This window comes from Candidatus Palauibacter scopulicola (assembly GCF_947581915.1).
In the GTDB taxonomy this organism is placed as follows: Bacteria; Gemmatimonadota; Gemmatimonadetes; order Palauibacterales; family Palauibacteraceae; genus Palauibacter; species Palauibacter scopulicola.
Genome location: NZ_CANPWG010000043.1, coordinates 1 through 22,615, shown reverse-complemented (window position 1 = coordinate 22,615; position 22,615 = coordinate 1). Strand labels below are relative to the sequence as shown.

Genomic DNA, 22,615 nt, shown 5'->3' with positions numbered 1-22,615 from the left:
AACTCCATGGGCGTCTCGACGTCCCGCCTGTAGACCTCGACCGCGCCGAGAACCTCCTTCTCGAGATCGTCGAACTGCATCCCTGCCTGGTACATCCCGTCCAGGTAGAGCGCCGGCGGACAGCCGAGCCGGGCGCCTTCTCCGAGGAAGACCTCCGCTCTCCCGTATTCGACCCGACCCACGGCGACGTTCGGCAGGCCGCGCAGGAGGTCGCTGGGCAGGCGCGGGTTACGATTGATGATGTCCCGCGGCGTGAAGAAGGTCCCGAACCCTTTTTCCATGCGTTCCAGGAAGCCCTCCACGTGCCGCGCGCGGCGGGTCTGACGTACCTCCACCGTGAGATCGGCGATGCGAATGACGGTGCTCGAAAGGGTCAACGTGACGCGCGTCGTCTGATCCGGCTCGAGGTCGATGACGGTATAGCCGGCCTCATAGCCGATGTATCGCACCTCCACCGAGTCCCTGCCGGCCCAGGTTTGGGGGACCCGGAAGTTGCCTTCGGCATCGGTGATCGCCCCGTACCCGGAACCCAGGAGGATCACGCGGGCCCCTTCGAGCGGGAGTCCCGTCGAGGCGCTGACCACCTGCCCGATCAGCTCCGCCGTTTCCCGTTCCGTCTCCTCCTGCGCCCAGGTCGCACTCGGCGAACCCGCCAGCCCGCCTGCCGCGACGAGGGTCAGCGCCGCCATGCGGGCGCCTCCATGTCCCGACTCCAATGCCCTCATACGGCCCCCTGGTCGATTCCGGCTCTCTCCCCGATGAACGCTCTCCGTCGCCCGAAAGATACGGTCTTATCGTCTCGCCATCGACAGCACCGTCGGATCCCCGCCTCCCCTGCCGTGAATGGTGACGAACAGTTCGGCGCCCGTCGGGCTCTCGTAGGTGAACCACCACGGAGCGTTCGACGGCGGCGCCTCCGCCGTGCTCCGGAAGGTGGCCCTCCGGCCTTCCAGGGCCGTGAGACGGTATTCGAGCCGCGTCTCCTCCCATGGCACCCAGCCCCGCCCGACATGCTTGAACCGATAGTAGATCTCTCCATCGTCATCCTGTTCCAGCAGCAGAAGTTCGTACATGACCGCGAGGCCGTCGCGGACGAGACGGAAGGAGCCGGACATCGAGCGTCCCGCGGGGCTGAACCACGCCTCCTCGATCTGTCCTCCGAAGGCGTCGCCGCCCCAGTGACCGGCGATCCAGGCCAACTCCTCGAGATCCACGGCTCCGGAAGGCGCGGCCGGTGCCGGGCGGCTCCCGGGATCCGCTTCCTGGCCGATCGCCCCGATGGCGCCCCCGAGGTGGACGGCGGCCGCGAGCGCGACGGCGACCGCGGCCGTCCGGCAGCGAAAGACCCGCGCCGGGGACGTTTGAGAAACCGCGGATCCCGCCGCATCTTCGCATGACATGAGAGCCGTTCTGAAAGTCCTCGTCTCGGTCATCCTCTGCCTCCTCGCCGGCCTCGCGGGGCTGGCGCTCGTGTTCAGAGACCTGCCCGTTGGGCCCGGCCCGGGGCTCGTCGGGCTCGGGGGTCTCCTGTACTTCTCCGCGGGTTTCGGCCTCGCGCGGTGGCACGGCGGCGCACGTCCCCTCCTCTGGGGGCTGGCGCCGGGTTGGAGCCTGGCCCTGCTTGGCGCGATCGGTGTCTGGGTGACCGTTACGGATCCTCCCTCAGGCCACTGGGGCCTGGCGCTTCTCTTCCTGTTCGGCCCGGCCGTCGCGGGCTCGGGGGGCGCCGTCCTCGCCACGAGAACGCGGATCGCAGCCCGCCGCAAAACCGCGCTGCGTTCGAGCGGCGCTCACGACCGTGCCCGCGACGGGCCTGCGAGGCGTGGGTCGCCGTAGGGCCTTGCCACGCCAAGGTAGACGGAACCCAGCGCCCGGGGCACCCCGGGCATCGTGAAGCGCTCGAGGTCGACGATCCGGAATCCGCCACCCTCGATCTCGGCGTCGATCTCCCGGTTTATGTTGCACCCGCAGGCGACAAGGTTCTGAACCGGGTTCAGCGTGTCCTGCAGGCGTGAAACCCATCCCTTCTCGTTCCGCCCGTGCTCGAGGAAAAGGAACTCGCCGGAGGGCTTCAGCGCACGGCGGAGTTCGAGGAGGGCGTCCCGGAGCCGCGCGATCGAGCACAGCGTCCAGGTGCTCGTCACCGTGTCAAAATGCGCGTCGGGAAAAGGGAGTCGGTCGGCGGCGTCCTGAATCACCCGCTCGACGGGGAAGGGGGCGCCGCCGATGCGGGCGCGTACGCGGCGTTCGAGTACGGCCGCGGAGTCGATCCCCGTGACGCGGCGAACCGATGTCGGGTAGAATTCGAGATTGAGGCCCGTCCCGAAGCCGACTTCGAGCACATCTCCCTGTGCGCGAGCGAGAGCCCGGCGCCGATACCTGCGATGCACGTCGCCCTTGAGACCGCTTTCCATGAGACGCGGAAAGATGTGTTCTGAGTAAAGGCCCACTCGCTATCCTCCCCGATGACGGGGGCGCTTTCCTTCCCGGTGACGCGGGCGAAGGTTGAAACGTCTACCCAAACATAGACGTACCGGCTCCTGTCGGGATGGGTCGCCGGCCTGGGGCCGCGTCCCGCCCACCGGCGGCAAGCCCCGTGTCTCGACGCCGCGAAGTCGGCTCTGGACTGGAGAACGCTCTTGGACGGAACGCAGCAGGGCTTTTACCGCGGGCTGCTGGCGCTGGCGCTGGGCATGGGGGCCGCGGCGGGCGTCGTATCCGACGTGCGCGCCCTCCAGGAACCGCCGGCCCCCGTCTCGCGGCCGATTCCGCTCGACGCGTACGCGGACGAAGGGATCGCCGGACTGGTCGAGCGCGCCATGGCGCAGCGCAAAGCCCGGGCCGAAGGGCTGACGAGCTTCGAAGCGACCTTCCGCGAACGCATCTACGCCGGGCTCGGCGGCGCGTTTCTGCGCCGCGAGCGGGCGATGTTCCACCAGGAGCGCGCTGCGCGTCTGCGCTGGTCGGCGGAGGGCGAACACATCGTCCACTGGCTGGGGGTGCGCCGCGGGGTGCCGATCGTCGGCCTGGGCGTCGAGTTCGAGGACGATCTGCGCGACGACGACGCGTTCGAACTCGATTTCGACATGATCGATCCTGCGAGCGAGCATGTGACGGTCGGTTCGGAGTGGGCCCTCCACCCGCTGGCCGATACCGCGGCCTATCACTACCGCTACCGCTCCGGCGATACGCTGCGCATCCGCTTCCCGGGGGACGACCGCACCGTGACGCTGATCGAGGCCATCGTTGAGCCGCGGGAGGCCCGCTTCGACCGTATTGCCGGCTCGCTGTGGTTCGACGCCGACGAAGGGGTCCTCACGCGCGCCGCCTACCGTCCGGCGATCGAGTACGACTTCGACCGCGAAGAACCGGAGGACGCGGAAGATGTTCCCGGGTTCGTGAAGCCGATCCGCGCCCGGGTCGAGTTCATCACGATTGACTACGGCCTTCAGGAACTCCGCTGGTGGCTCCCGAATCGCATGGCCTTCGATGCGGTCGCCACGATGGCGGATCTCGCGAGCATGCCGGTGCGCTACGAATGGACCTTCGAGGACTATGCCGTGGATCGCGAGCCGTCGCTCGATCCGGGAGAGGATCTGCCGCCGGGCTGGACGCGTTGGGTCGATGGCGACGAAGAGTTTCTCGCGCCTGAAGGGCAGGCGCTCGACGTGACCGTGACGGAAGGTCGGACCCGGCGTCGGGAGGAGCGCGAGGCCGGGCGGACGCGTGACGACCCTCTCACCGCCGAACCGGACTCGCTGCCCGAAGCCGTGCGGCCGGTCGTGATCGTCGTTCCTCCCATCGCCGAACTCCCCTTGTCCCGGGAGCTTCCGGAGCCGCTCTTCTCCGCCACCGTCGACGCCTTCGCGGTGGCGGAACTCGACGACCTGAAGGACCGCCTGTCCTCGCTGCAGATCCCCGCCGCCACGGCTCTGGGTCCCCGCCTGGATCTCGCTCCGGGTCTGCGCCGGCTGCGCTACAATCGGGTCGAGGGCCTCTCGTTCAGCGCCCGCTTCGCCGTACCGACGGGGGTCACGTCGGAGTTCGCGGTCACGCCGCGAATCGGCATCCCCGAGTGGGAGCCCGGCGTGGAGGTCGGGTGGCGCCGCCAGACGGCGACGGGCGGCTTCGGGTTCACGGCATACCGGCGCCTCACGGATCTCGGCGATTGGGGCCGTCCGCTTTCCTTCGGCAACTCCTTCAACAGCCTCGTGATGGGGTATGACGAAGGCCTCTACTTCCGGGAGACCGGCTTCGAGGTCTCGGCGAGCCGCCAGGGGAAGCGGACCCGCGTGGAAGGCGCGCTCTTCGCGGAGCGCCACCAGCACGCCCGCAAGCAGAGCGATGCCTCGCTCCCGAACCTCTTCGGCGATGCGGTCTTTCCGGACAACATCGTGGCCGCGCGCGGCCACGTCGCCGGCATCTCCGGCCGCCTGCGCGCGTTCTCCTCGGTAGACCCCGGCACGCCGGTCCTCAGCGGCTCCATATGGGGCGAAGCCGCGGCGGGCGACTTCGATCTCTACGGGCGAGCCGCCGTCTCCGCGGCGCTGCAAATCCCCGTGAGCCAGTGGTCCGTGGCGCTGGAGGGCGCGGCCGGACGGGTGTTCGGGGAGCCGCCGCCACAGCGGCACTTCCACCTCGGCGGGTCGTACACGCTGCGGGCCTTCGACCCGGTGTCGACCGGAGGGGCGAGCTTCTGGTTCGGCCGGTTCGAACTGGGGCGCGGTTTCCGGATCGGCGATCCGGCCTACGACATCGGGGGCAGCCCGGTGCGGATCACGGGGTTCTGGGACGCGGGCTGGACCGGACCCGTGGACGCCTTCGGCACCGAGGGCTGGCGGTCGAGCGTGGGGCTGGGCGTATCGCTCATGGACGGTCTGTTTCGCATCGACCTCGCCCGCGCCGTCCGTGGCGGCAGCCTCTGGCGGCTCCACGTATACTCCGATGGCCTCATGTGACGATGCCTGCTGGTGTTTGCGTGGCGGGTGAGATGGCCGCAGAGTAGCGTCCCCTGCAACCGCCGATCACGCCGGGTGCCCGGCGCGCCGGCGATCCCCGCGGAGAGCACGCCGAAACATGGCACGAAGCCGCAAGAACAAGGGCCGCACCGGAGAGGCGGACGAGGCCGCGGAAGGGAAGCGGAAACGTCCCCCATCCCCGCCGGCGTTCAGCGCGGAGTGGTTCCGCGACTGGGCGCGCACGCTGCTCGTTGCCTTCCTCATCTTCATCTTCTTCCGGACGTTCCTGCTGGCGACGTTCGTGATCACGTCGGGGTCGATGGAGGGGACGCTCCTGGTCGGCGATTTCCTGCTCGTGAACAAGACATCGCTCGGTGCGCCGATCCCGTTTACCAACGCCCGCGTGCCGGGATACGCCGAGCCGGAATACGGGGACATCATCGTGTTCCGCGCGGACCACTCTCCGGGGCTGGACATCGTCAAGCGTACCGTGGGCTTGCCCGGCGACACGCTCCGAATGGAGAGAGGCGTCTTCTACCGGAACGGCGTCGCCCCGGACGAACCCTACGCCCGCCGGAATCCGCGAGTGCTGGATGAAGGGGATCCCCGAATGCAGTGGCAACTGGCGCACCTGATTCCGGATCCGGAACGGGGCGAGTACGAACCCACGCGAGAGAACTGGGGGCCGCTCGTGGTGCCGCCGGAACGCTATTTCATGCTGGGGGACAACCGGGACGAGAGCCTCGATTCACGGTACTGGGGTTTCGTCGAACGCGGGAAGATGCGGGGCAGGCCCTTCTTCATCTACTTCTCGTACGACCGGGACGCGCTGAGACCCGTGAAGTTCCTCACGGCGATGAGACCGGGACGGATCGGACCCGCCCCGGACTAGTGCCCCTTTCGGCCGTCAGAGCTTCTTGAGCAGCTTCCGAATGACGATCACGGCGACGGCAATGGCGATCTTTCTCATCAGGTCTTCCTCTGGCGCGTGGCGTACGCTTCAAGGTGGCGAGACCAGCGGTCGCTGAACAGTACGGGTCGCTCCCGGGTCGAGGTTTCGGCCGCTCTGGCCTCCGGCCGGGGGTCGGGCAACGTTGAACGGACGGGACGGGTGCGCAGCCGGGAGGTGCCATGCGCGTGAACCGGGCGGTCGCCGTGGCGGCGGCGCTCTCTTGTGTGGGGTGCGATTCGCCGCCCGTCGACGAGGCGGCGGCAGCCACTCATTCCCATGCCGGCGGCGGCGCGGTCACGCACTGGACCGAATCGCTCGAACTCTTCGTCGAATACCCGCCGCACGTCCGGGGCGTCGCGAGCGTACCGTGGGCCATCCACCTCACCTGGCTGGCGGACTGGAAGCCGGTGCGGGAGGGGCGCCTCGTGCTCCTGCTCCGGGGACCGGGCGGCGCCCGCGAGGAGATCGTGCTCCCGGCCCCGGCGAGCCCGGGAATCTACAGTGCGAGCCCGACCCTCACGGAGACCGGGACATGGCGGGCGGACCTGACCCTCACGGCCCGGGGCGCGGACCACGCGATCCCCGTGGGCCAGCTGCAGGTGTTTCCGAGCGAAGAGGCGCTCCCGCACGACGAGGAGCAGCCGCTGCCGGGGCTGATCGCGCTCCAGAAAGAAGAACAGTGGGCGATGCCGTTCGAGATCGCCGTCGCGGAGACGCGCCGGATTCCGAACTCGATCCCGGTGACCGGGGAGGTCACGGTCCCCGCGCGCGGTCTCGCGCACGTCTCGACCCCGGTGGAAGGCCTCGTGCTCGTTCAGGGGCCATCGCCCGCCCCGGGCGATGCGGTGCTGGAGGGGGAGACGTTGGCGCTGATCGCCCCCACGAGCATCGACGACTCGTATGCCCGCATGCGGGCCGATGTGGAGGACGCCGAGCGTGAGGCGGACCGGGCGGAGCGGCTCTTCGCCGCCGGCGCCATCGCCGGACGCCGCCTGGAGGAGGCGCGTCACAACCTGGAGGTGGCCCGGGCGGCGTTCGAGGCCGTGGGGGGCCTTCGCTCCGCCGACGGGGACGGCGGTTCGGACCCGCACGTCTACCGGCTTCGGAGCCCGATCAGGGGCGTGATCGCCGATCGCCACGTGGCCCCGGGCGAGCACGTCGCCGTCGGGACGCACGCGTTCACGGTGGTGCGTCCCGATACGCTGTGGTTCGTCGCACGCGTTCCTGCGCGCCACGCCGAGGCGGCCAGCGAAGTCCGCGGCGCGTGGTTCACCGTCGAAGGCGCGGGCCATGCGCACGCCGCCGACCGCGTGGTGTCGGTGGGCAGCATCATCGATGCGGGAAGCCGGACGCTCCCGGTCCGCTTTGCGGTGGCGAACCCGGGCGGCGTGCTCAAGGTGGGGATGCTGGCCGAAGGTCACCTGCTCCTCGGCGAGCCCGTGGAGGGGGTGGCCGTCCCGACGCGCGCGATCCTGGACGAGGATGGGCTCTCCGTCGTCTACGTCAAGGTCGGCGGCGAAGCGTTTCAGCGGCGGGTGGTGGAGACCGGCCCCTCGGACGGTTCGTGGACCATCCTTCAATCGGGGGTTGCGAGCGGGGAGCAGGTGGTCGCCGCCGGTGCCTACCAGGTGAGGTTGGCTTCGCTCGGCAACGTGGAGATCTCGGACCACGGACATCCGCACTAGTGTACACCAGTCCGCCGGGATGAGCGCTCCCGGACCGGCGGAAGACCGGTCAGGCCTCCTGCAGGGGCTGCTCGACCGGCTCGTCCACGCCTCGCTGGAGAACCGCTTCCTCACCGTGGCCGCCGGGGTGCTCCTCCTGGCGGGCGGCGGATGGGTGGGCGCCACGCTGCCCGTCGACGTCTTTCCCGACCTCACCGCTCCCACGGTGACGGTGCTCAGCGACGCCCACGGACTGGCCCCGGAGGAGGTCGAGAGTCTCGTCACCTTCCCTGTCGAAACGGCGGTGAACGGTGCGGCCGGCGTGCGCCGGGTCCGGTCGAGTTCGGCGCAGGGGATCAGCATCGTCTGGGTGGATTTCGACTGGGGGACGGACATCCTCCGCGCCCGGCAGACGGTGAACGAGCGGCTTCAACTCGCCACGGCCCAACTGCCGGAGGACGTGAGCGCCCCGGTGCTCGCGCCCGTGAGTTCGATCATGGGCGAGATCCTGCTCGTCGGCATGAGCGCGCCCGCCCCGCAACTCATGGAGGCCCGGACGGCCGCGGACTGGACCGTGCGGCGCCGGCTGCTCGCCGTGCCCGGTGTCTCGCAGGTGGTGTCGATCGGCGGACAGGTCCGCCAGTACCAGGTCCTCATCCGGCCCGAGCGCCTGCTCGCATACGGCGTCGGGCTCGACGAGGTGCTGGAGGCGGCGGCCGGGTCGAACCGGAACGCGTCCGGAGGGGTCTATCGGTCGGGCGGTCGCGAGATCCTGATCCGCGGCATCGGCCGCGCGCGCGACCTCGAGGAGATCGGCCTGACCGTCGTTGCGGTGAGGGAGGGCGTACCCGTCCTCATCGAGGACCTGGCGGAGGTTCGGATCGGTCCGCGCGTCCGGCTCGGCACCGCTTCCGTGAACGCGGAGCCCGCCGTCGTGCTCTCCATCCAGAAGCAGCCCGGCGCGAATACGCTGGAGCTGACGGAGCGGATCGACGCAGAACTGGACGTGATCGAAGCGGAACTCCCCGCGGGCGTGGCCTTCGAGCGGTCCGTGTTCCGACAGGCCGACTTCATATCGCTTGCCGTGTCGAACGTGATCGAAGCCCTGCGCGACGGTGCGTTGCTCGTCATCGCCGTGCTCCTGCTCTTCCTGTGGAACCTGCGGACGACGGCGATCTCCGCGCTCGCGATCCCGCTCTCGCTGGCCCTCGCCGTCATCGTCCTGCGGCTCCTCGGGGGGACGATCAACACGATGACGCTGGGCGGCATGGCCATCGCCATCGGCGCGCTGGTCGATGATGCGATCATCGTCGTCGAGAACGTGTACCGCCGCCTGCGCGACGACCGTCGCCGCCCGCCGGAGCGCCGACGCCGGCCGCTGGCCCTCGTCCGGGACGCGGCGCGGGAGATCCGGACCCCGATCCTGAGCGCCACGCTCATCATCTCCATCGTCTTCGTCCCGCTCTTCTTCCTCTCCGGCGTGGAGGGGCGCATGCTCCGACCCCTGGGACTGGCGTACATCGTGAGCATTCTGTCGTCGCTGCTCGTCGCGGTCACGGTGACGCCGGCGCTCTGCCACATGCTTCTGCCGGGGGATCGGGCGCTCGGCCGCCCGCGCGAGCCCTGGCTGATGCGCGGGATCGAACGCGCGTACGGGCGTGTCCTCGACGGGGCGCTCCGCCGTTCCGGGGCCGTGCTCGGCGGTGCGGCGCTCCTGCTGGCCGGCACGCTGGCGCTCGTGCCCTTACTGGGGCGCGGTTTCCTGCCCGAGTTCCAGGAGGGAACGCTGACCATCTCCGTCGTGAGCCTGCCTGGGACGTCGCTGGTGGAGTCCGACGCGATCGGGGTCCGCGTGGAGCGCCAGCTCCTGGCGCACCCTGCCGTCGTCTCCACCTCGCGGCGGACCGGCCGGGCCGAACTGGACGAGCACGCGCAGGGCGCCAACGCCTCCGAGGTCGACGCGCGGCTGGACCTCTCGGAGCACGATCTGGAGGAGGTCATGGCTGCCCTGCGGGACGACCTGGCGGGACTCCCCGGGACCAACGTCACGATCGGACAGCCGATCGGACACCGGATTGACCACATGCTCTCCGGCACACGGGCCGCCATCGCGGCCAACCTGTTCGGCCCCGACCTCCGGCAACTGCGCGACATCGCCGGTGAGATCGAGACCGTCGCGGGGACGGTGGAGGGGCTCGTGGACGTCTCCGTCGAGAGGCAGGCGGACATACCCCAGCTTCAGGTCCGCGCCGACCGGCGCGCCATGGCCCGCCACGGCGTCACGCCGGCGGGGATGGCCGCGGCCGTCGATGTCGCGTTCCAGGGAGAGGAGGTATCGCTCATCCGGGAAGGCGATCGCGCGTTCGATCTCGTCGTGCGCTACGCGGATGAACACCGCACGGACCCGGAGGCGATCGGCCGGACGCTGATGACGACCCCGGCGGGCGCCACGGTGCCGCTGTCGCAACTGGCTTCGATCGTCCCGTCGCTGGGGCCCAACACCATCAGCCGGGAGAACGTGCAGCGGAAGATCGTCGTGAGCGCGAACGTTGCGGGGCGCGACGTGGGCGGAGCCGCCGAAGAGCTGCAGGTGCGGGTCGCGGCCGAGGTCGAACTGCCGCCGGGCTACTACGTCCAGTACGGGGGGCAATTCGAGAGCGGGCGGGAGGCGACGCGGCGCATCACGCTGCTCTCGCTGTTCTCGATCGGTGCGATCTTCCTCATCATGTTCCGGACGTTCGGGAGCGCCCGGATCGCCGCTCTTCTCATGGTGAACCTGCCTCTGGCGCTGGCGGGAGGCGTGCTCGCGGTGCTGCTCATCGGCGGCACCGTGAACATCGCGACCCTGGTCGGGCTCATCACGTTGTTCGGCATCGCGGTGCGAAACGGGATCCTTCTCGTGAGCCGCTACCAGGATCTTCGCGCGACGGGCGCCGGGCTGGCCCCGAGCATCCGGCGCGGCTCCATGGAACGTCTCAGCCCCATCCTCATGACGGCGCTCACGGCGGGCCTGGCGCTCGTTCCGCTCGCGCTGGGCCTGGGCGAACCCGGCAAGGAGATCCAGGCCCCGCTCGCCGTCGTCGTACTCGGAGGGCTGCTGACGTCCACCACGCTCAACATGGTCGTCGTTCCGGCCCTCTTCCTCCGCTTCGCCGGACCCGCGTCGTCCGCAGGCCCGCGATAAGGTGGGGAGCTGACAACCCGGACCCGCAGCAACGCATCCGGGTAATGGAGTTGTCGGATACCGAACTCACGCGGGTCGGCGGGAAGGGGAGGTGAGGAGATGAAGCGTCGAAGAGTATCTGTGTCCATGGCGGCCCTGTTGGCGATCGCAGGGGGGATCTGGGGCTGCGGTGACGGCGCGACGGAGCCGGACGGGGACGTGCTGACGTTGGCGGAGAGCGAGGCGCTGCTCGAAGCCATCAACGTCGTCGGGGCGAGGGCGCTGGAGGCGGACCCGGCATCCTTCGCCGGCTCCGTGAGCCTGACGGCCAACTGCTCGGGGGGCGGGGTTGTAAACGCGGGTGGGACGCTGATCCCGTCGGAGACCGAGACCGGGATCAGGTTTCTGGCGAACCTGACGATCGTGCCCGAGGGCTGCGTGGAGACGTCCCGGGACAGGACGTTCACGCTCGCTGGGGCGCCCAGCCTCCGACAGACGGGAACGTACGCGTTTTCGATGCCGGAAGAGCTTGCGTTCGTGTTCGACCTGAACGTGTCGATGGTCGGTGCTCTCGCCTACGAACTCGAGGAAAGAAGCGGGACCTGCGAGGTGTCCGTGACGGTGGAATCCCGGCTGGACTTCAGCGATCTGATGCAGACGGGAAGGGCTTCGGGCACGCTGTGCGGCAACGCCGTCGACATAGACCTGAACCGCGAGATCCCTCTGACTCCCGACCCCGAAGGATGAGTTATCCGAAGCGGGCGATCGAGAAGATGGGCGGTGCGTGACGGGGTAGTTCATCCGTGAGGAGGTCGGCCATGAGCGACCCGAGGACGGGGGCGAACTTGAACGCGTGCCCGGAGCCGCCGGCGAACAGCACGACGCCGGGATGGTCGGGGTGGCGGTCCAGGATGAAGTCCTGGTCGGGCGTGTTCGTGTAGAGACAGACGGACGCGTGGGCCAGCGCCCCCGCCACGCCCGGCGCGTACCGCCCGAACAGCCTTCGCAGGCCCTCCGTCTCGGCTGCCCCAACCGCGCGGTCGACCCGCTCGACGTCGGTCCCGCGTCCGGCCTGGAAGTGCATCCCCGCCTTGAGGCCCCGCGCCGACGGCGGGAATCCGTACCACGTCCCCTCCCGTTCGAGTTCCCACACCCAGGCGGGACCCTCCGCGAGCGTGTCCGCATGCGTCCCGGCGGGTTCGAACCAGTATTGCACCGTGCGCTCCACCTCGAGCGAGAGGGAAAGTTCGGGAAGCAGGTGAGGAGTCCACGCCCCGGCGGCGATGGCGAGCCGGCGCGCCGCGTATTCTCCCCGTTCGGTCCGGACGCGGACGCCCGAGGCCGAAGCGGACCACCCGGTCGCGCGCTCGTCGAAGCGCAGATCCGCGGCGCCGGCCGCCTCCAGCATCGCCTCGAGGCAGGCCTCCAGCGAGAGGACCGCGGCACCCGGTTCGTAGATGGTGACCGTCCCGGGAGCCGGGCGGAGCCAGGGGAATCGCTCCACGACTTCCTCCACCGAAAGGACGAGGTCGCCGGTGCCCACCCGGGCGACGCCGCGAAGCGGCCCCCCCGCGAACACGCGGCCGTCTTCCGGCCCCATCATGAGGGCGCCCGTCGTCCGCAGGAGCGTCCGGCCCGACGAGCGTTCGAGGTCGTTCCAGAGCCGGTGGGAGTCGCGGACCAGCGGCACGTACGGCGACCCGTGATACCACGCCGCGCGGATCATCCGCGTGTCGCTGTGTGCCGATCCCATCGTGTGCGGGGGCGTGTAGCGGTCGAATCCCACCACCGAATGTCCGCGCCGGACGAGTTCGGCCGCGGTTGCGCTCCCGATGGCTCCGAGCCCAATGACGGCGAAGTCGTGCATGTCCGATGCCGGTCGACTCAGTTCCCGGTTTTCGGAAAAACGAGGCGCTGACCGGCCTCCACCACCGAGACGGCTCCCGCGACGCCGTCCACGAGTTCGAACACGAACTGCACGCCGGAGCCGTGCATCAGGAACGCGGCCGGGGACTGGGGGAGGAGCCGGAAGGCCGCCTCACCGGTTCGGGCGGCCATGAGCACGCCCTCCTCGAGCGTGACGGTCAGGGTCGTGGCCGGGTCGATCCGGTACTCGCCCACGAGAATGGACAGATCCTCCGGTTCCACCCGCACGACCGGGAGCCGAAGCACCGGATCGGGTTCGACGCCCAGCTCCGACAGGCGTTCCAGGAGCCCGGGCATCCCGGGGTTGTACGTGAGCGCTTCGCGGATGTGGTCCGACGCCGCCTCCAGGGCGCCGGCCTGCTCGTGAAGCTCGGACAGCGCGAAACGGATGGCGGGAGGCTCCGGCGTCCCGGCGGCGTAGGCCTCGAGGATCGCAATGGACGTGGTGGGCTCGCGCTCCCGGAAATGGCCGGCGAGCCTCAGGATCTGGCCGGGGGAGTAGTCGTATTCGTCCGGTCGCGTGCGGCGCCAGTTGTCGTACCTGGACATCGCCGCCTCGACGCCGCCCGCCTCGACGATCGGCAGCAGCCGTTCCGCGATCGACGGTTTCGGGCGCACGGCTTCGGCGCCCCACAGCAGATTCGTCAACCCTTCCACGAGCGGTCCCAGGTCGGAGGATGTGTTGTCCAGCAGGACGATCAGCCGTCCGTGGTCCGGGAAGACGCGCAGCCAGGCGGAGAAGCCGAAGATCCCTCCCGAGTGTTCGATCGTGCGCACGCCGAGGTCGCGCTCGATATCCGGCGTCCGCACGCCCACGCCGTACCCGTATGCCCCGGACTCGAGGCCCGGGGTCGTCATGCGTGCCAGCGTCTCCGGGTCCCGGAACAGGCCGCCTTCGACGAAGAGGTTGGTGGCCCACCGGGCGAGATCGCCCACGGCGGAGTACAGCATGCCGGCGGAGTAGGGCACGGAAGGGTCGATGAGACGCGCCGGGCGATAGCCGACGAGGTCGCGCGTGTGGCCGCTCGCGTGGCCCTCCGGCGGCCGGAGCGAGCCGTCGTACCCGGTGTCGCGCAGTTCCAGCGGGTCGAGCACGTACGTGCGGAGCGCCTCGGCGTAGCTCAACCCCGTGACGCGTTCCGCGATCCAGCCCAGAAGTACGTAGCCCGAGTTCGAGTACTCGAAGTTCGTGCCCGGCTCGAAGGAGAGGGGGGCTTCCCAAGTGAGGGCGAGGATCTCGCCCGGCGAGAACGGGGTCGCGACCTCCCAGTCCATGAACCCCGGCAGGTTCGTGTAGCTCGGAAGCCCGGAGGTGTGGGTGAGCAGGTGGTGGAGCGTGATCCGTTCCGCGTTTTCCGGAGGGTATTCCTCGATATGGCGGCCCACCGGGTCCTCGACCCGCAACAATCCCTCCTCGTCGAGTCTGAGGATGAGCGCGGCCGTGAACTGCTTCGTCAGCGACGCGATGCGGAACCGCGTGCCCGGGTCGTTGGCGTGGCCGTCCGCGAAGTCCGATCGCCCGAACCCGCCCTCGAACAGGGTCTCGCCCTCGTCGACGATGAGCGCGGCGCCGTTGAAAAGCCTCAGATCGTGAAAGGACCGCAGGTAGCCTTCCGCCCGTTCCGCGCGCGACTGCGCCTCGGCGGCGGACGCGAACCCGGCGACGAGCGCGGCCGCGAGACCGTACCTCCACGATGACCTGTGACGCGGATACAAGCGGGATCCTCCCGTAAAGCGGAAAGCGACCGAAAATGGGGCCGGGAGCCCGTGGCCGGAAGCTCGCGTCCCCCGTACGAAAGGGATAGGATCGCATCATGCGCTCGATCTCAAGTCGGCAGCGGTCCCGGATCCTGGAACTGGAGGAAGATGCGCGGCCGCTCGACCCCGACGCGGGCGAGAGAGACCGCCTCATGGCCGAGGTGCACGCCTACGCGCAGCGGTTCCTCGACGGACTCCCCGAACGGCCCGCCTACCGGCACGACAAGTCTGCCGTCCGGGAGATCCGAAAGCTCGGATTCGGCCGGGGGCCGCAGCCCTTGGCCGGACTCATCGACCGGATCGACGAGTCCGTGGCGGGGGTCGGCCTCGTACCCTCGCACGGCGGACATCTCGGCTACATCCCGGGCGGAGGCATCTACGCCTCGTCGCTGGGGGACTATCTCGCCGCCGTGACGAACGAATATGCGGGCGTTCGATTCACCGGGCCGGGCGCGGTCGAGATCGAGGATCTGATCCTCGACTGGATGGCGTCGTTCGCCGGATTCCCCGCCGGGGCCGACGGGAACCTCGCCTCGGGAGGTTCCATTGCCAGCCTTATCGCGGTGGTTACGGCCCGGGAAGCGGCCGGGCTCCGGGCGCGCGACTACGAGCGGGCCGTGGTCTACTCCTCCGCCCACACACACCACTGCCTGCACAAGGCGATCCGCGTGGCGGGCCTCGCGGAGGCCGTCCGGCGCGAGGTATCCCGTGACGGGGATCTCCGCCTGTGTCCCGACTCGCTCGCCAAGCTCGTTGCGGAGGACCGGGCACGAGGCCTCCGGCCTTGGCTCGTCCTCGGCTCGGCCGGTACCGCGGATACCGGTCAGGTCGATCCTCTGGACCGCATCGCGGATGTGTGCGAGCGGGAAGGGCTCTGGTTCCACGTCGACGCGGCATACGGGGGCTTTTTCGCTCTCGTGGAAGGCTGCCGGCGTGTGCTCGCCGGAATGGAGCGCGCGGACTCGCTCGTGCTCGATCCGCATAAGGGAATGTTCCTGCCGTATGGCACTGGCGCCGTGCTCATCCGCGACGGCGAGGCTCTCCAGGATGCCCACGCCTACTACGCGAGCTACCTGCAGGACACCGTCGAGTCCGAGTGGGGAGGTCGTTCGCCTGCCGCCGTATCCCCTGAACTCACGAAGCACTTTCGCGGGCTTCGGGTCTGGCTGCCGCTCCTCCTGTATGGAGAAGCCCCTTTTCGGGCTTGCCTCGAGGAGAAGCTGGAACTCGCCCGGTATTTCCACGGCGAGATCGGGGCGCTCGGGTTCGAGGTGGGGCCGGAACCGCCGCTTTCGGTCGTGACCTACCGCTGGGTGCCGAAGTCGGGTACCGCCGACGCGTTCAACCAGGCCCTCGTGGAAGAGACGCATCGCGATGGGAGGGTCTTCCTCTCCTCGACGACGATCGACGGGACGTTCTGGCTGCGAATGGCGGTGCTCGCGTTCCGGACGCACCTCGACACCATCGACCTGGCGCTGGAAGTCCTCGCGGAGGCCGTGGAGCGGCTGGAGGCCCACCCCGAGCGCTGGCGCTCGGAAGCGTCGGCCGAAGCGCCCGCCGAAGCGCTTGCCGGGGGAGGGGGCGGCTGATGGCGGGTTCCGGCCCCGGGCTCGCCCGCCAGGACGTGCGCTTCGAGCCGAACGAGCGTCCCCCGCTTCCCATGGCCGCCGGACTCGGCGTCCAGTACGCCCTTATCTGCCTCGCCAGCATCGTGCTCACGCCGACGGTCATGATCACGGTGGCGGGCGGCAGCGCCGAATACCTGTCCTGGGCGGTGTTCGCGGCGCTCGTCATCAGCGGCATCACGACGGCGATCCAGGCGCGCAGCGTGGGACGGATCGGTGCCGGCTACGTCCTCATCATGGGGAGCACGAGCGCCTTCATCGCGGTGAGCGTCACGGCCATCGAGCAGGGCGGGCCGGGCATGCTCGCGGTGCTGATCATCGCCTCGTCGCTGGTCCAGTTCCTGCTTGCGTCCCGGATGGCGCTCCTGCGCCGGGTATTCACGCCCACCGTGGCGGGCACCGTGCTGATCCTGATCCCGGTGACGCTGACCCCGATGATCCTGCGGAAGCTCGCCGAAGTCCCGGCCGGAGCCCCGACCGCCGCGGGTCCGCTCGTGGCCGGCGTGACGCTGGCGGTCACGGTCCTGGTCCCGCTTCGGTTCTCCGGCGCCCTTCGGCTGTGGGCCCCGGCCCTCGGGATCGTCGCCGGATCGCTCGTCGCCGGCCTCGGGTTCGGGATCTACGACATGTCCAGCGTCTACGAAGCCCGCTGGATCGGCCTGCCGGACCTGGCGTACCCCGGTCTCGACCTGAGCTTCCGCCCCGAGTTCTGGGCTCTCTTGCCCTCCTTCCTCATGGTGACGCTCGTGAGCGCCATGGACACGCTCGGCGATGCGATCGCGATTCAGCGCGTCTCCTGGCGCAGGCCGCGCGCGATAGATTTCCGCTCCATCCAGGGCGCGATCGCCTCCGACGGCGCGGGCAATCTCCTCTCCGGTCTGGCGGGGACCGTCCCCAACACGACCTACGGCGTGGGCATCGCCGTCGCCGAACTCACCGGCGTCACCTCTCGGGCCATCGGGATGTGCGTCGGCGTCGTCTTCGCGGCGTTCGCCTTCCTGCCGAAATTGCTCGCCCTCATCATCGCGATCCCCGGCCCCGTCGTGGCGGCCTATTTCATCGTCGTCGTGGCGCTGATCTTCGTCTTCGGGATGAAGATCCTGCTTCAGGAGGGGCTGGATTACCGCAACGGCCTCGTGGTCGGCGTCGCGTTCTGGCTCGGCATCGTCTTCCAGTTCGACTGGATCTACCCGGAGCAGATCGTCGGGGCCTGGGAGGAATTCCTCGGCAACGGCATGACGGTCGGCGGCATCACGGTGATCCTGCTCACCATCTTCGCGGAGGTCACGGGAGGCCGTCGGGCGCGCCTCAAGACGCGGTTGTCGGACGACACGTGGTCGGAGGTCGACGCCTTCCTGGTGAAGTTCGCGGCGCGAAAGGGCTGGGACGAGGAGATGGAAACGCGTCTGCGCGCGGTCGGCGAGGAGACGATGCAGATCCTCGGCCGCGCGGAGGCCGAAGCCGCGGCCGAAGCCGAGACCGGCGAGGCGCGAAGCCTGTTGCTCATCGCGAGCAGCGATGGCCCCGCCGCGGATCTCGAGTTCATCGCCACGACGGACGAGAAGAACGTCGAGGATCAGTTGGCGATGCTCAGCGAAGTGGCCGCCGGGGTCCCCGTCGAGGCGGAGACTCCGCTGCGGCTGCTGCGGCACTACGCCTCATCCATCCGCCACCAGCAGTACCACGACATCGACATCCTCACGATCCGCGTCGAGTCCGCCCCCCAGGTCGCCGGCGACTTCTAGCGTCTGGCCTCCCGTCCGTGGTTCTGCGCTGGTTCTCCGTTCCGCGTTGGGCATGTATCATACGGCTTCAACCAGGGGAGATGAGAATGTCCGAAGCCGATACGCGCGTCGGTGGCCGGTTCGATCCCGGGCGAGTCCGTTTCCTTGCCGTGGCAGCCCTCCTCAGCGGATGCTTCGGCGGCGGGGGAACGCAGGTGTCGCTGGAGGCGGGCCACGTCGAGTTCGATCGGCCGACGCCCAGCGGCGAGCCGTACCTGTCGGTCGGCGCCGGGGGGCGCGCCATCCTGACGTGGATCGAGCCCGAAGAGGGCGTACCCGCCTTGCGCCTGGCGATTCGCGGGGAGGACGGCTGGTCCGAGCCGCGGACCGTGTGGGCGTCGGAAGACATGTTCGTGAACTGGGCCGACTTTCCGTCCTCGGTGGAGATGCGGGGCGGGACGCTCGCCGTTCACTGGCTGGAGAAGGTTGCCGACGCGCCGTACGCCTACCATGTCATGTTGGCGCTCTCTGCGGATGACGGCATGACGTGGTCGGAGCCGTTCCGCGCGCACGACGACGCGTCGCCGACCGAGCACGGCTTCGTGTCGATGGTGCCGTGGGGGGACGGCGCGGGGCTGACCTGGCTCGACGCCCGCGCCATGGCGGGCGATGGCGGAGGCGGCGAGCACGTGGCCGGCGGCGGCGAGCACCTCGCCGGAGGCGGAGGGGGTGAGCGCGGGGCGATGTCCGTCCGCTTCCGCACACTCGCCCCGGACGGCCATCTCGGACCCGAGGTACTGCTCGACGACCGTACGTGCGAGTGCTGCCAGACCGCACTGGTTCGCGTGGGCGAAGGGCTCGTGGCCGCCTACCGCGACCGCAGCGAATCCGAGGTCCGCGACATCGCCGTGGTGCGCGGGGCGGGGGAGCGCTGGACCGAGCCGGCAGCCCTGTCCACCGATGGCTGGGTCATCCCGGGCTGTCCCGTAAACGGCCCGCAGTTGAGCGGCGACGAAGGGGCGCTGGCCTCGGCCTGGTACACCGGCGTCGACGGCAGGCCGCAGGTTTACGCCGCATTCTCGCATGACGGTGGCGCAACCTTCGGCCCGCGAATCCGGGTCGATGAGGGGCTGCCGCTCGGGCGCGTGGATATCGAACGACTCGACGACGGCTCGGCCGTGGTGGTATGGCTGGAGGCTTCCGACGACACGCCGCGCGTCCTCGCCCGGCGGGTCGAGCCGGACGGGTCGCTCGGGACGCCGCTTCTGATCTCCGAGACCGCCGGCGAACGCTCGAGCGGGTTTCCACGCATGGTGCGGACGGGGGACGAGTTCCTGTTCGCGTGGGTGATCCCCGGCGAAGGCGGCGGCGTACGCGTCCGCGCCGTGCGACTCTCCGACTGAAGCCGCCGTCCGGGGTCAGGGGACGAGAAGCACCTTCGCGACACCCGGCTCCGCCGCCCGGCTGAATGCCTCCGGGGCGGCGGAGAGCGGCAGCCGGCCGTCGATCAGATCGCGCACCTCGAAGTCTCCGCGCTCCAGCGCCGCCAGGGCGTCCTTGAAGGGCCCGCACCGGGACCCGAGCAGTCGTATCTCATCTACCACAACGGATGAGATGTCGATGGATAACTCGTTTGTGTGCGTGCTCTTGAGAATTACTGTTCCGCGTGGTCGAACGGCCCGGCGGGCGACGGCGAAGCCCGCCGATGCACCGCTGCATTCGACGACCAGATCGTAGGCCGCTTCCTCCACGGCGGTGACCGGCCCGGCGGCGAGCCCGGCCGCGCGAGCCCGCGCCAGGTTGCGCTCCGACCGCCCGGCGACCTCCAGCCCCGACAACCGAATCGCCAGCGCCCGCGCCACGAGTTGTCCCAGCCGGCCCGCACCCACGACGAGCGCCCGGGTCACGCGACCGTGCTCGATCTCGCGCTCGACCTGCCGCAGGACGCGGCAGGCAGCCGCGACCGGTTCTGCGAACACGGCAACCTCGTCCGGAAGCGCCTGCGGCACGCGGTGCAGGTTCGAGACCGGCGCCCGCAGCCATTCGGCGAACGCGCCATCACGCCCGTGGATGCCGATCGCCTCGCGGCGAAGGCAGTGCGTCGGCCGGCCGTCCGCGCAACTACGGCAGAGCGGCTCGGCATGTCGCGAGCGGCAGGTGACGTTGATCTCCGCCACGACCCGCGCCCCGACCCACTCGGGCGACCCCTCCTCGACGCGTCCGACGAACTCGTGCCCCGGAATTCCCGAGAAGCCGCGGTATCCACGCAGCAACTCCAGGTCCGTCCCGCAGATTCCCGCCATCGAGACCCTGATGATGGCCTCTCCGGGCTCGAGAGGGGGCCGCGGGAGGTCGTCGCGTACGCGGACCCTGCCGCCGTCGATCCAGGCCGCGATCACCCGCGGCGCCGCTCGAGGATCGCGCGGAACGACCGGGTTTCGAGTTCCGCGGCGGTGAGACCGGAACGCGCCGCCTCCTCGGCCGTCAGGGCGCCGCTCGCGAGCCCCCGGAGGAAGAAGTTCAGCAGGCCCTGGCCCGAGGCTTCATCGTCGAACACGGATCCCGTGAGGACGGCCTGTCCCGCGGCGGTCACGAATCGGTCGAGCCGGGTCGCCGCCGTGTCCAGGCCCTCCAGGAAGAACGAAAACACGGCCGAGAAGCGGGAAACGAGCTGTGCCGGGTGGAGGTCCCAGCTCTGATGGAACCCCTGGCTCAGAGACCGCCGAACATCGGAGTAATGCAGGCGCCATGCGCGGTGCACGACCGCCATGTTCTCCACCCGCTCGGCCGGCGAGAGCGCCGTCTCTCCGCGATGCGGTTCGACGGGCAGCACATTCGTCGCCCCATCCGAAAGCTGGACGCCGGATCCGGCGAGCGAGAGCTGCAGGAGCTGCCTCGCCACGTCGCACAACGGGTGCCCCAGCGTCTGGTCTTCCGCCGCGACCGCCACGGCGCCCGTGAGGTCGTACGCTCCGAGATGCACGGTGCGGCACCGCCCGCCCGCCGCGGTGACAAGCTCCGGCACGGCGATCCGTCCATCCGGCGCCACGAGCGACTGCGGCGTCTCGATCATGAGGTCGATCGCCACCCCCTCCTCCGGCAGGCCGAGCGTCGTCTCGAGCCGACTCAGGGCCTCCGAGAGCCGTTCCACCTGCCAGGCCGCGATGATCTTGGGAAGGAGCACCGTGAACCCGTCCGGCAGGTCGCTCCCGCTCCGCGCGAACGTGGCAAGGAAGAGTTCGAGCGTGCGCAACGCCCGCCCGCCGGTGATCTCATCCAGCGACTTGATGCGGATTCCAAGCGAGGGCGGGAGACTGTCGGCTGCGGCCCCCGCCGCGACCTCCCTTGCCGCCGTGGCCGCCGCCTCATCTTCCTCCGCCTCGGACCGGACGCCGAATCCATCCTCGAAGTCGATCAGAAAGCACTCGACCGGCTCCCGATCGAGCTTGGCGCGCACTCGCCGGCGCACCGCTTCCGCGGTCCCGGGGGGAAGGCGATTTCCGAGGGCCTCCCGCAGAGTGGCCGGGTCCGGCGCGTACCGGTCCAGGTAGCGTCCGGCGATCCGTCCGAGCCTGGCCGCCGTATCTCGTCGGAAGAGGTGAGCCCCGCCGACAACCGTGTGCACGGGCTGTTTTTGCATGGGCTCAACTTCCGCGGCTCCGGCCGCCGCAGCAACGAGCCGGCCGCCGGCACCCGAAAAACTGGCGACAACTCCCCTCGTCCCCTAGGATTGCGTGCGGTTATCTCACCAAGCGACTCACGGGTCGGGGAGCCGTGGGGCCTGTCGGGCGGGGTCGGCCCGAGGAGAGACGGTGGAGCCAACGAACGTCGAGAATCCCGACTACTACCATAAAGTCGTGGATTGCCAGTGGGCCTGCCCGGCCCACACCAACGTACCGGGTTACATCCGCCTCATCGCCCAGGAACGGTACGACGACGCCTACATGCTCAACTGGGAGTCGAACGTCTTTCCGGGCATCCTCGGCCGGACGTGCGACCGCCCCTGCGAGCCCGCCTGCCGGCGCGTGAGGGTCGAGGAGAAGCCGGTCGCGATCTGTCGCCTCAAGCGCGTCGCGGCCGACCTCAGGGGCGACATCACGCCCCGCTTCCCGGAGATCCCGAAGCAGAAGAACGGGAAGCGGATTGCCTGCGTGGGCGCGGGCCCCGCGTCGCTGACCGTCGCCCGCGACCTCATGCCCCTCGGCTACGAGGTCACGATCTTCGAGAAGAACGACCGGCCCGGCGGCCTCATGTGGACCAACATTCCACAGTTCCGTCTGCCCCCCGAGGTGCTGTGGGAGGAGATCGACTACATCCTCGACATGGGCGTCGACATTCGCTACAACGCGCCCGTCGAAAGCATGAAGTGGCTGCTGGAGCAGGAGTTCGACGCCGTCTTCGTCGGTTCCGGCGCCCCGCGCGGCAAGGAACTGCGCCTCCCGGGCCGGTACGACACGGACCGCATCTACATCGGCATCGACTGGCTCGAATCCGTCGCCTTCGGGCACACGAACTCGATCGAGGAGAACGTGCTCGTCATCGGGGTCGGGAACACCGCGATGGACTGCTGCCGCACCTCGAAGCGGATCGGCGGAACGAACGTCAAGGTCATGGCCCGCAAGTCGAAGCCGTACTTCAAGGCCTCCCCCTGGGAGCTGGAAGATGCGGAGGAAGAACTCGTCGACATCGTCGAGAACCACTCGCCCACCGAGTTCGTCGTCGAGAACGGCGTCCTCAGGGGGATGAACTTCGACATCGTGGAATGGCACGAGAACGACCAGGGGCGGCTCGTCGCGACGAAGCTCGACGAAGCGTTCTTCCCGGCGGAGGCCGTCATCCTCGCCA

Annotated in this window: 17 protein-coding genes; 10 read left to right on the top strand and 7 right to left on the bottom strand. The window is 69.6% G+C overall.

Annotated features, from left to right (window positions below):
* Together RN743_RS08345 and RN743_RS08340 are read right to left on the bottom strand one after the other, a co-directional pair.
* The coding region (locus RN743_RS08345; protein ID WP_310778791.1) for a carboxypeptidase-like regulatory domain-containing protein at positions 1-689 on the bottom strand (689 nt) is incomplete at its 3' end.
* Between the two features lie 102 nt (positions 690-791).
* Positions 792-1,400: a DUF6265 family protein gene (locus RN743_RS08340; protein ID WP_310778787.1), complete on the bottom strand. Its 609-nt coding sequence runs from the start codon at positions 1,398-1,400 to the stop codon at positions 792-794.
* Between RN743_RS08340 and RN743_RS08335 the strand changes: the two genes are divergently transcribed.
* Positions 1,399-1,836, top strand: a complete 438-nt coding sequence (locus tag RN743_RS08335; protein WP_310778783.1) for a hypothetical protein — start codon at positions 1,399-1,401, stop codon at positions 1,834-1,836. The genes RN743_RS08340 and RN743_RS08335 overlap by 2 nt on opposite strands.
* Here the strand turns inward: RN743_RS08335 and RN743_RS08330 are convergent.
* Positions 1,791-2,450, bottom strand: a complete 660-nt coding sequence (locus tag RN743_RS08330; protein ID WP_310778780.1) for a class I SAM-dependent methyltransferase — start codon at positions 2,448-2,450, stop codon at positions 1,791-1,793. The genes RN743_RS08335 and RN743_RS08330 overlap by 46 nt on opposite strands.
* Before the next feature lie 189 nt (positions 2,451-2,639).
* On the opposite strand from RN743_RS08330, the gene RN743_RS08325 reads away from it, so the two are divergent.
* The 5 genes from RN743_RS08325 (at position 2,640) to RN743_RS08305 (ending at position 11,484) form a co-directional block, all read left to right on the top strand.
* Positions 2,640-4,958: a hypothetical protein gene (locus RN743_RS08325; RefSeq protein WP_310778777.1), complete on the top strand. Its 2,319-nt coding sequence runs from the start codon at positions 2,640-2,642 to the stop codon at positions 4,956-4,958.
* Positions 4,959-5,076: 118 nt separating this feature from the next.
* Positions 5,077-5,850: a signal peptidase I gene (lepB, locus tag RN743_RS08320; RefSeq protein WP_310778775.1), complete on the top strand. Its 774-nt coding sequence runs from the start codon at positions 5,077-5,079 to the stop codon at positions 5,848-5,850.
* Positions 5,851-6,089: 239 nt separating this feature from the next.
* Positions 6,090-7,595 carry an efflux RND transporter periplasmic adaptor subunit gene (locus RN743_RS08315; protein WP_310778772.1) on the top strand — a complete coding sequence of 502 codons (1,506 nt, stop codon included), beginning with the start codon at positions 6,090-6,092 and terminating at the stop codon, positions 7,593-7,595.
* A 19-nt stretch (positions 7,596-7,614) separates the two neighbouring features.
* The gene (locus RN743_RS08310; RefSeq protein ID WP_310778769.1) at positions 7,615-10,758 is read left to right on the top strand and encodes an efflux RND transporter permease subunit; all 3,144 of its coding nucleotides are present in this window, start codon (positions 7,615-7,617) and stop codon (positions 10,756-10,758) included.
* Between the two features lie 99 nt (positions 10,759-10,857).
* The gene (locus tag RN743_RS08305; RefSeq protein ID WP_310778766.1) at positions 10,858-11,484 is read left to right on the top strand and encodes a hypothetical protein; all 627 of its coding nucleotides are present in this window, start codon (positions 10,858-10,860) and stop codon (positions 11,482-11,484) included.
* Between the two features lies 1 nt (position 11,485).
* Here the strand turns inward: RN743_RS08305 and solA are convergent, their stop codons facing one another.
* Positions 11,486-12,604: an N-methyl-L-tryptophan oxidase gene (gene solA, locus RN743_RS08300; protein ID WP_310778763.1), complete on the bottom strand. Its 1,119-nt coding sequence runs from the start codon at positions 12,602-12,604 to the stop codon at positions 11,486-11,488.
* Positions 12,605-12,621: 17 nt separating this feature from the next.
* Positions 12,622-14,379, bottom strand: a complete 1,758-nt coding sequence (locus RN743_RS08295) for a serine hydrolase (protein WP_310778759.1) — start codon at positions 14,377-14,379, stop codon at positions 12,622-12,624.
* A 98-nt stretch (positions 14,380-14,477) separates the two neighbouring features.
* On the opposite strand from RN743_RS08295, the gene RN743_RS08290 reads away from it, so the two are divergent.
* The 3 genes from RN743_RS08290 to RN743_RS08280 all read left to right on the top strand — a co-directional run bounded on the left by RN743_RS08290 (position 14,478) and on the right by RN743_RS08280 (position 19,173).
* Positions 14,478-16,010, top strand: a complete 1,533-nt coding sequence (locus RN743_RS08290; RefSeq protein WP_310778756.1) for a pyridoxal-dependent decarboxylase — start codon at positions 14,478-14,480, stop codon at positions 16,008-16,010.
* On the top strand, positions 16,010-17,791 hold the full coding sequence (locus RN743_RS08285; protein ID WP_310778753.1) for a solute carrier family 23 protein: 1,782 nt from the start codon (positions 16,010-16,012) through the stop codon (positions 17,789-17,791). Before RN743_RS08290 ends, RN743_RS08285 begins: the two co-directional genes overlap by 1 nt.
* A gap of 86 nt (positions 17,792-17,877) precedes the next feature.
* Positions 17,878-19,173, top strand: coding sequence for a sialidase family protein (locus RN743_RS08280; RefSeq protein WP_310778751.1), 1,296 nt, complete (start codon positions 17,878-17,880; stop codon positions 19,171-19,173).
* Positions 19,174-19,188: 15 nt separating this feature from the next.
* Here the strand turns inward: RN743_RS08280 and RN743_RS08275 are convergent, their stop codons facing one another.
* Both RN743_RS08275 and RN743_RS08270 read right to left on the bottom strand, forming a co-directional pair.
* Positions 19,189-20,169, bottom strand: a complete 981-nt coding sequence (locus RN743_RS08275) for an alcohol dehydrogenase catalytic domain-containing protein (RefSeq protein ID WP_310778748.1) — start codon at positions 20,167-20,169, stop codon at positions 19,189-19,191.
* Positions 20,166-21,410 (bottom strand): hypothetical protein, encoded by a 1,245-nt coding sequence (locus tag RN743_RS08270; RefSeq protein ID WP_310778745.1) that lies wholly within the window; start codon positions 21,408-21,410, stop codon positions 20,166-20,168. Before RN743_RS08270 ends, RN743_RS08275 begins: the two co-directional genes overlap by 4 nt.
* A 172-nt stretch (positions 21,411-21,582) precedes the next feature.
* On the opposite strand from RN743_RS08270, the gene RN743_RS08265 reads away from it, so the two are divergent.
* Positions 21,583-22,615 (top strand): FAD-dependent oxidoreductase (locus RN743_RS08265; protein WP_310778742.1); only part of this gene is annotated, 1,033 nt, incomplete at its 3' end.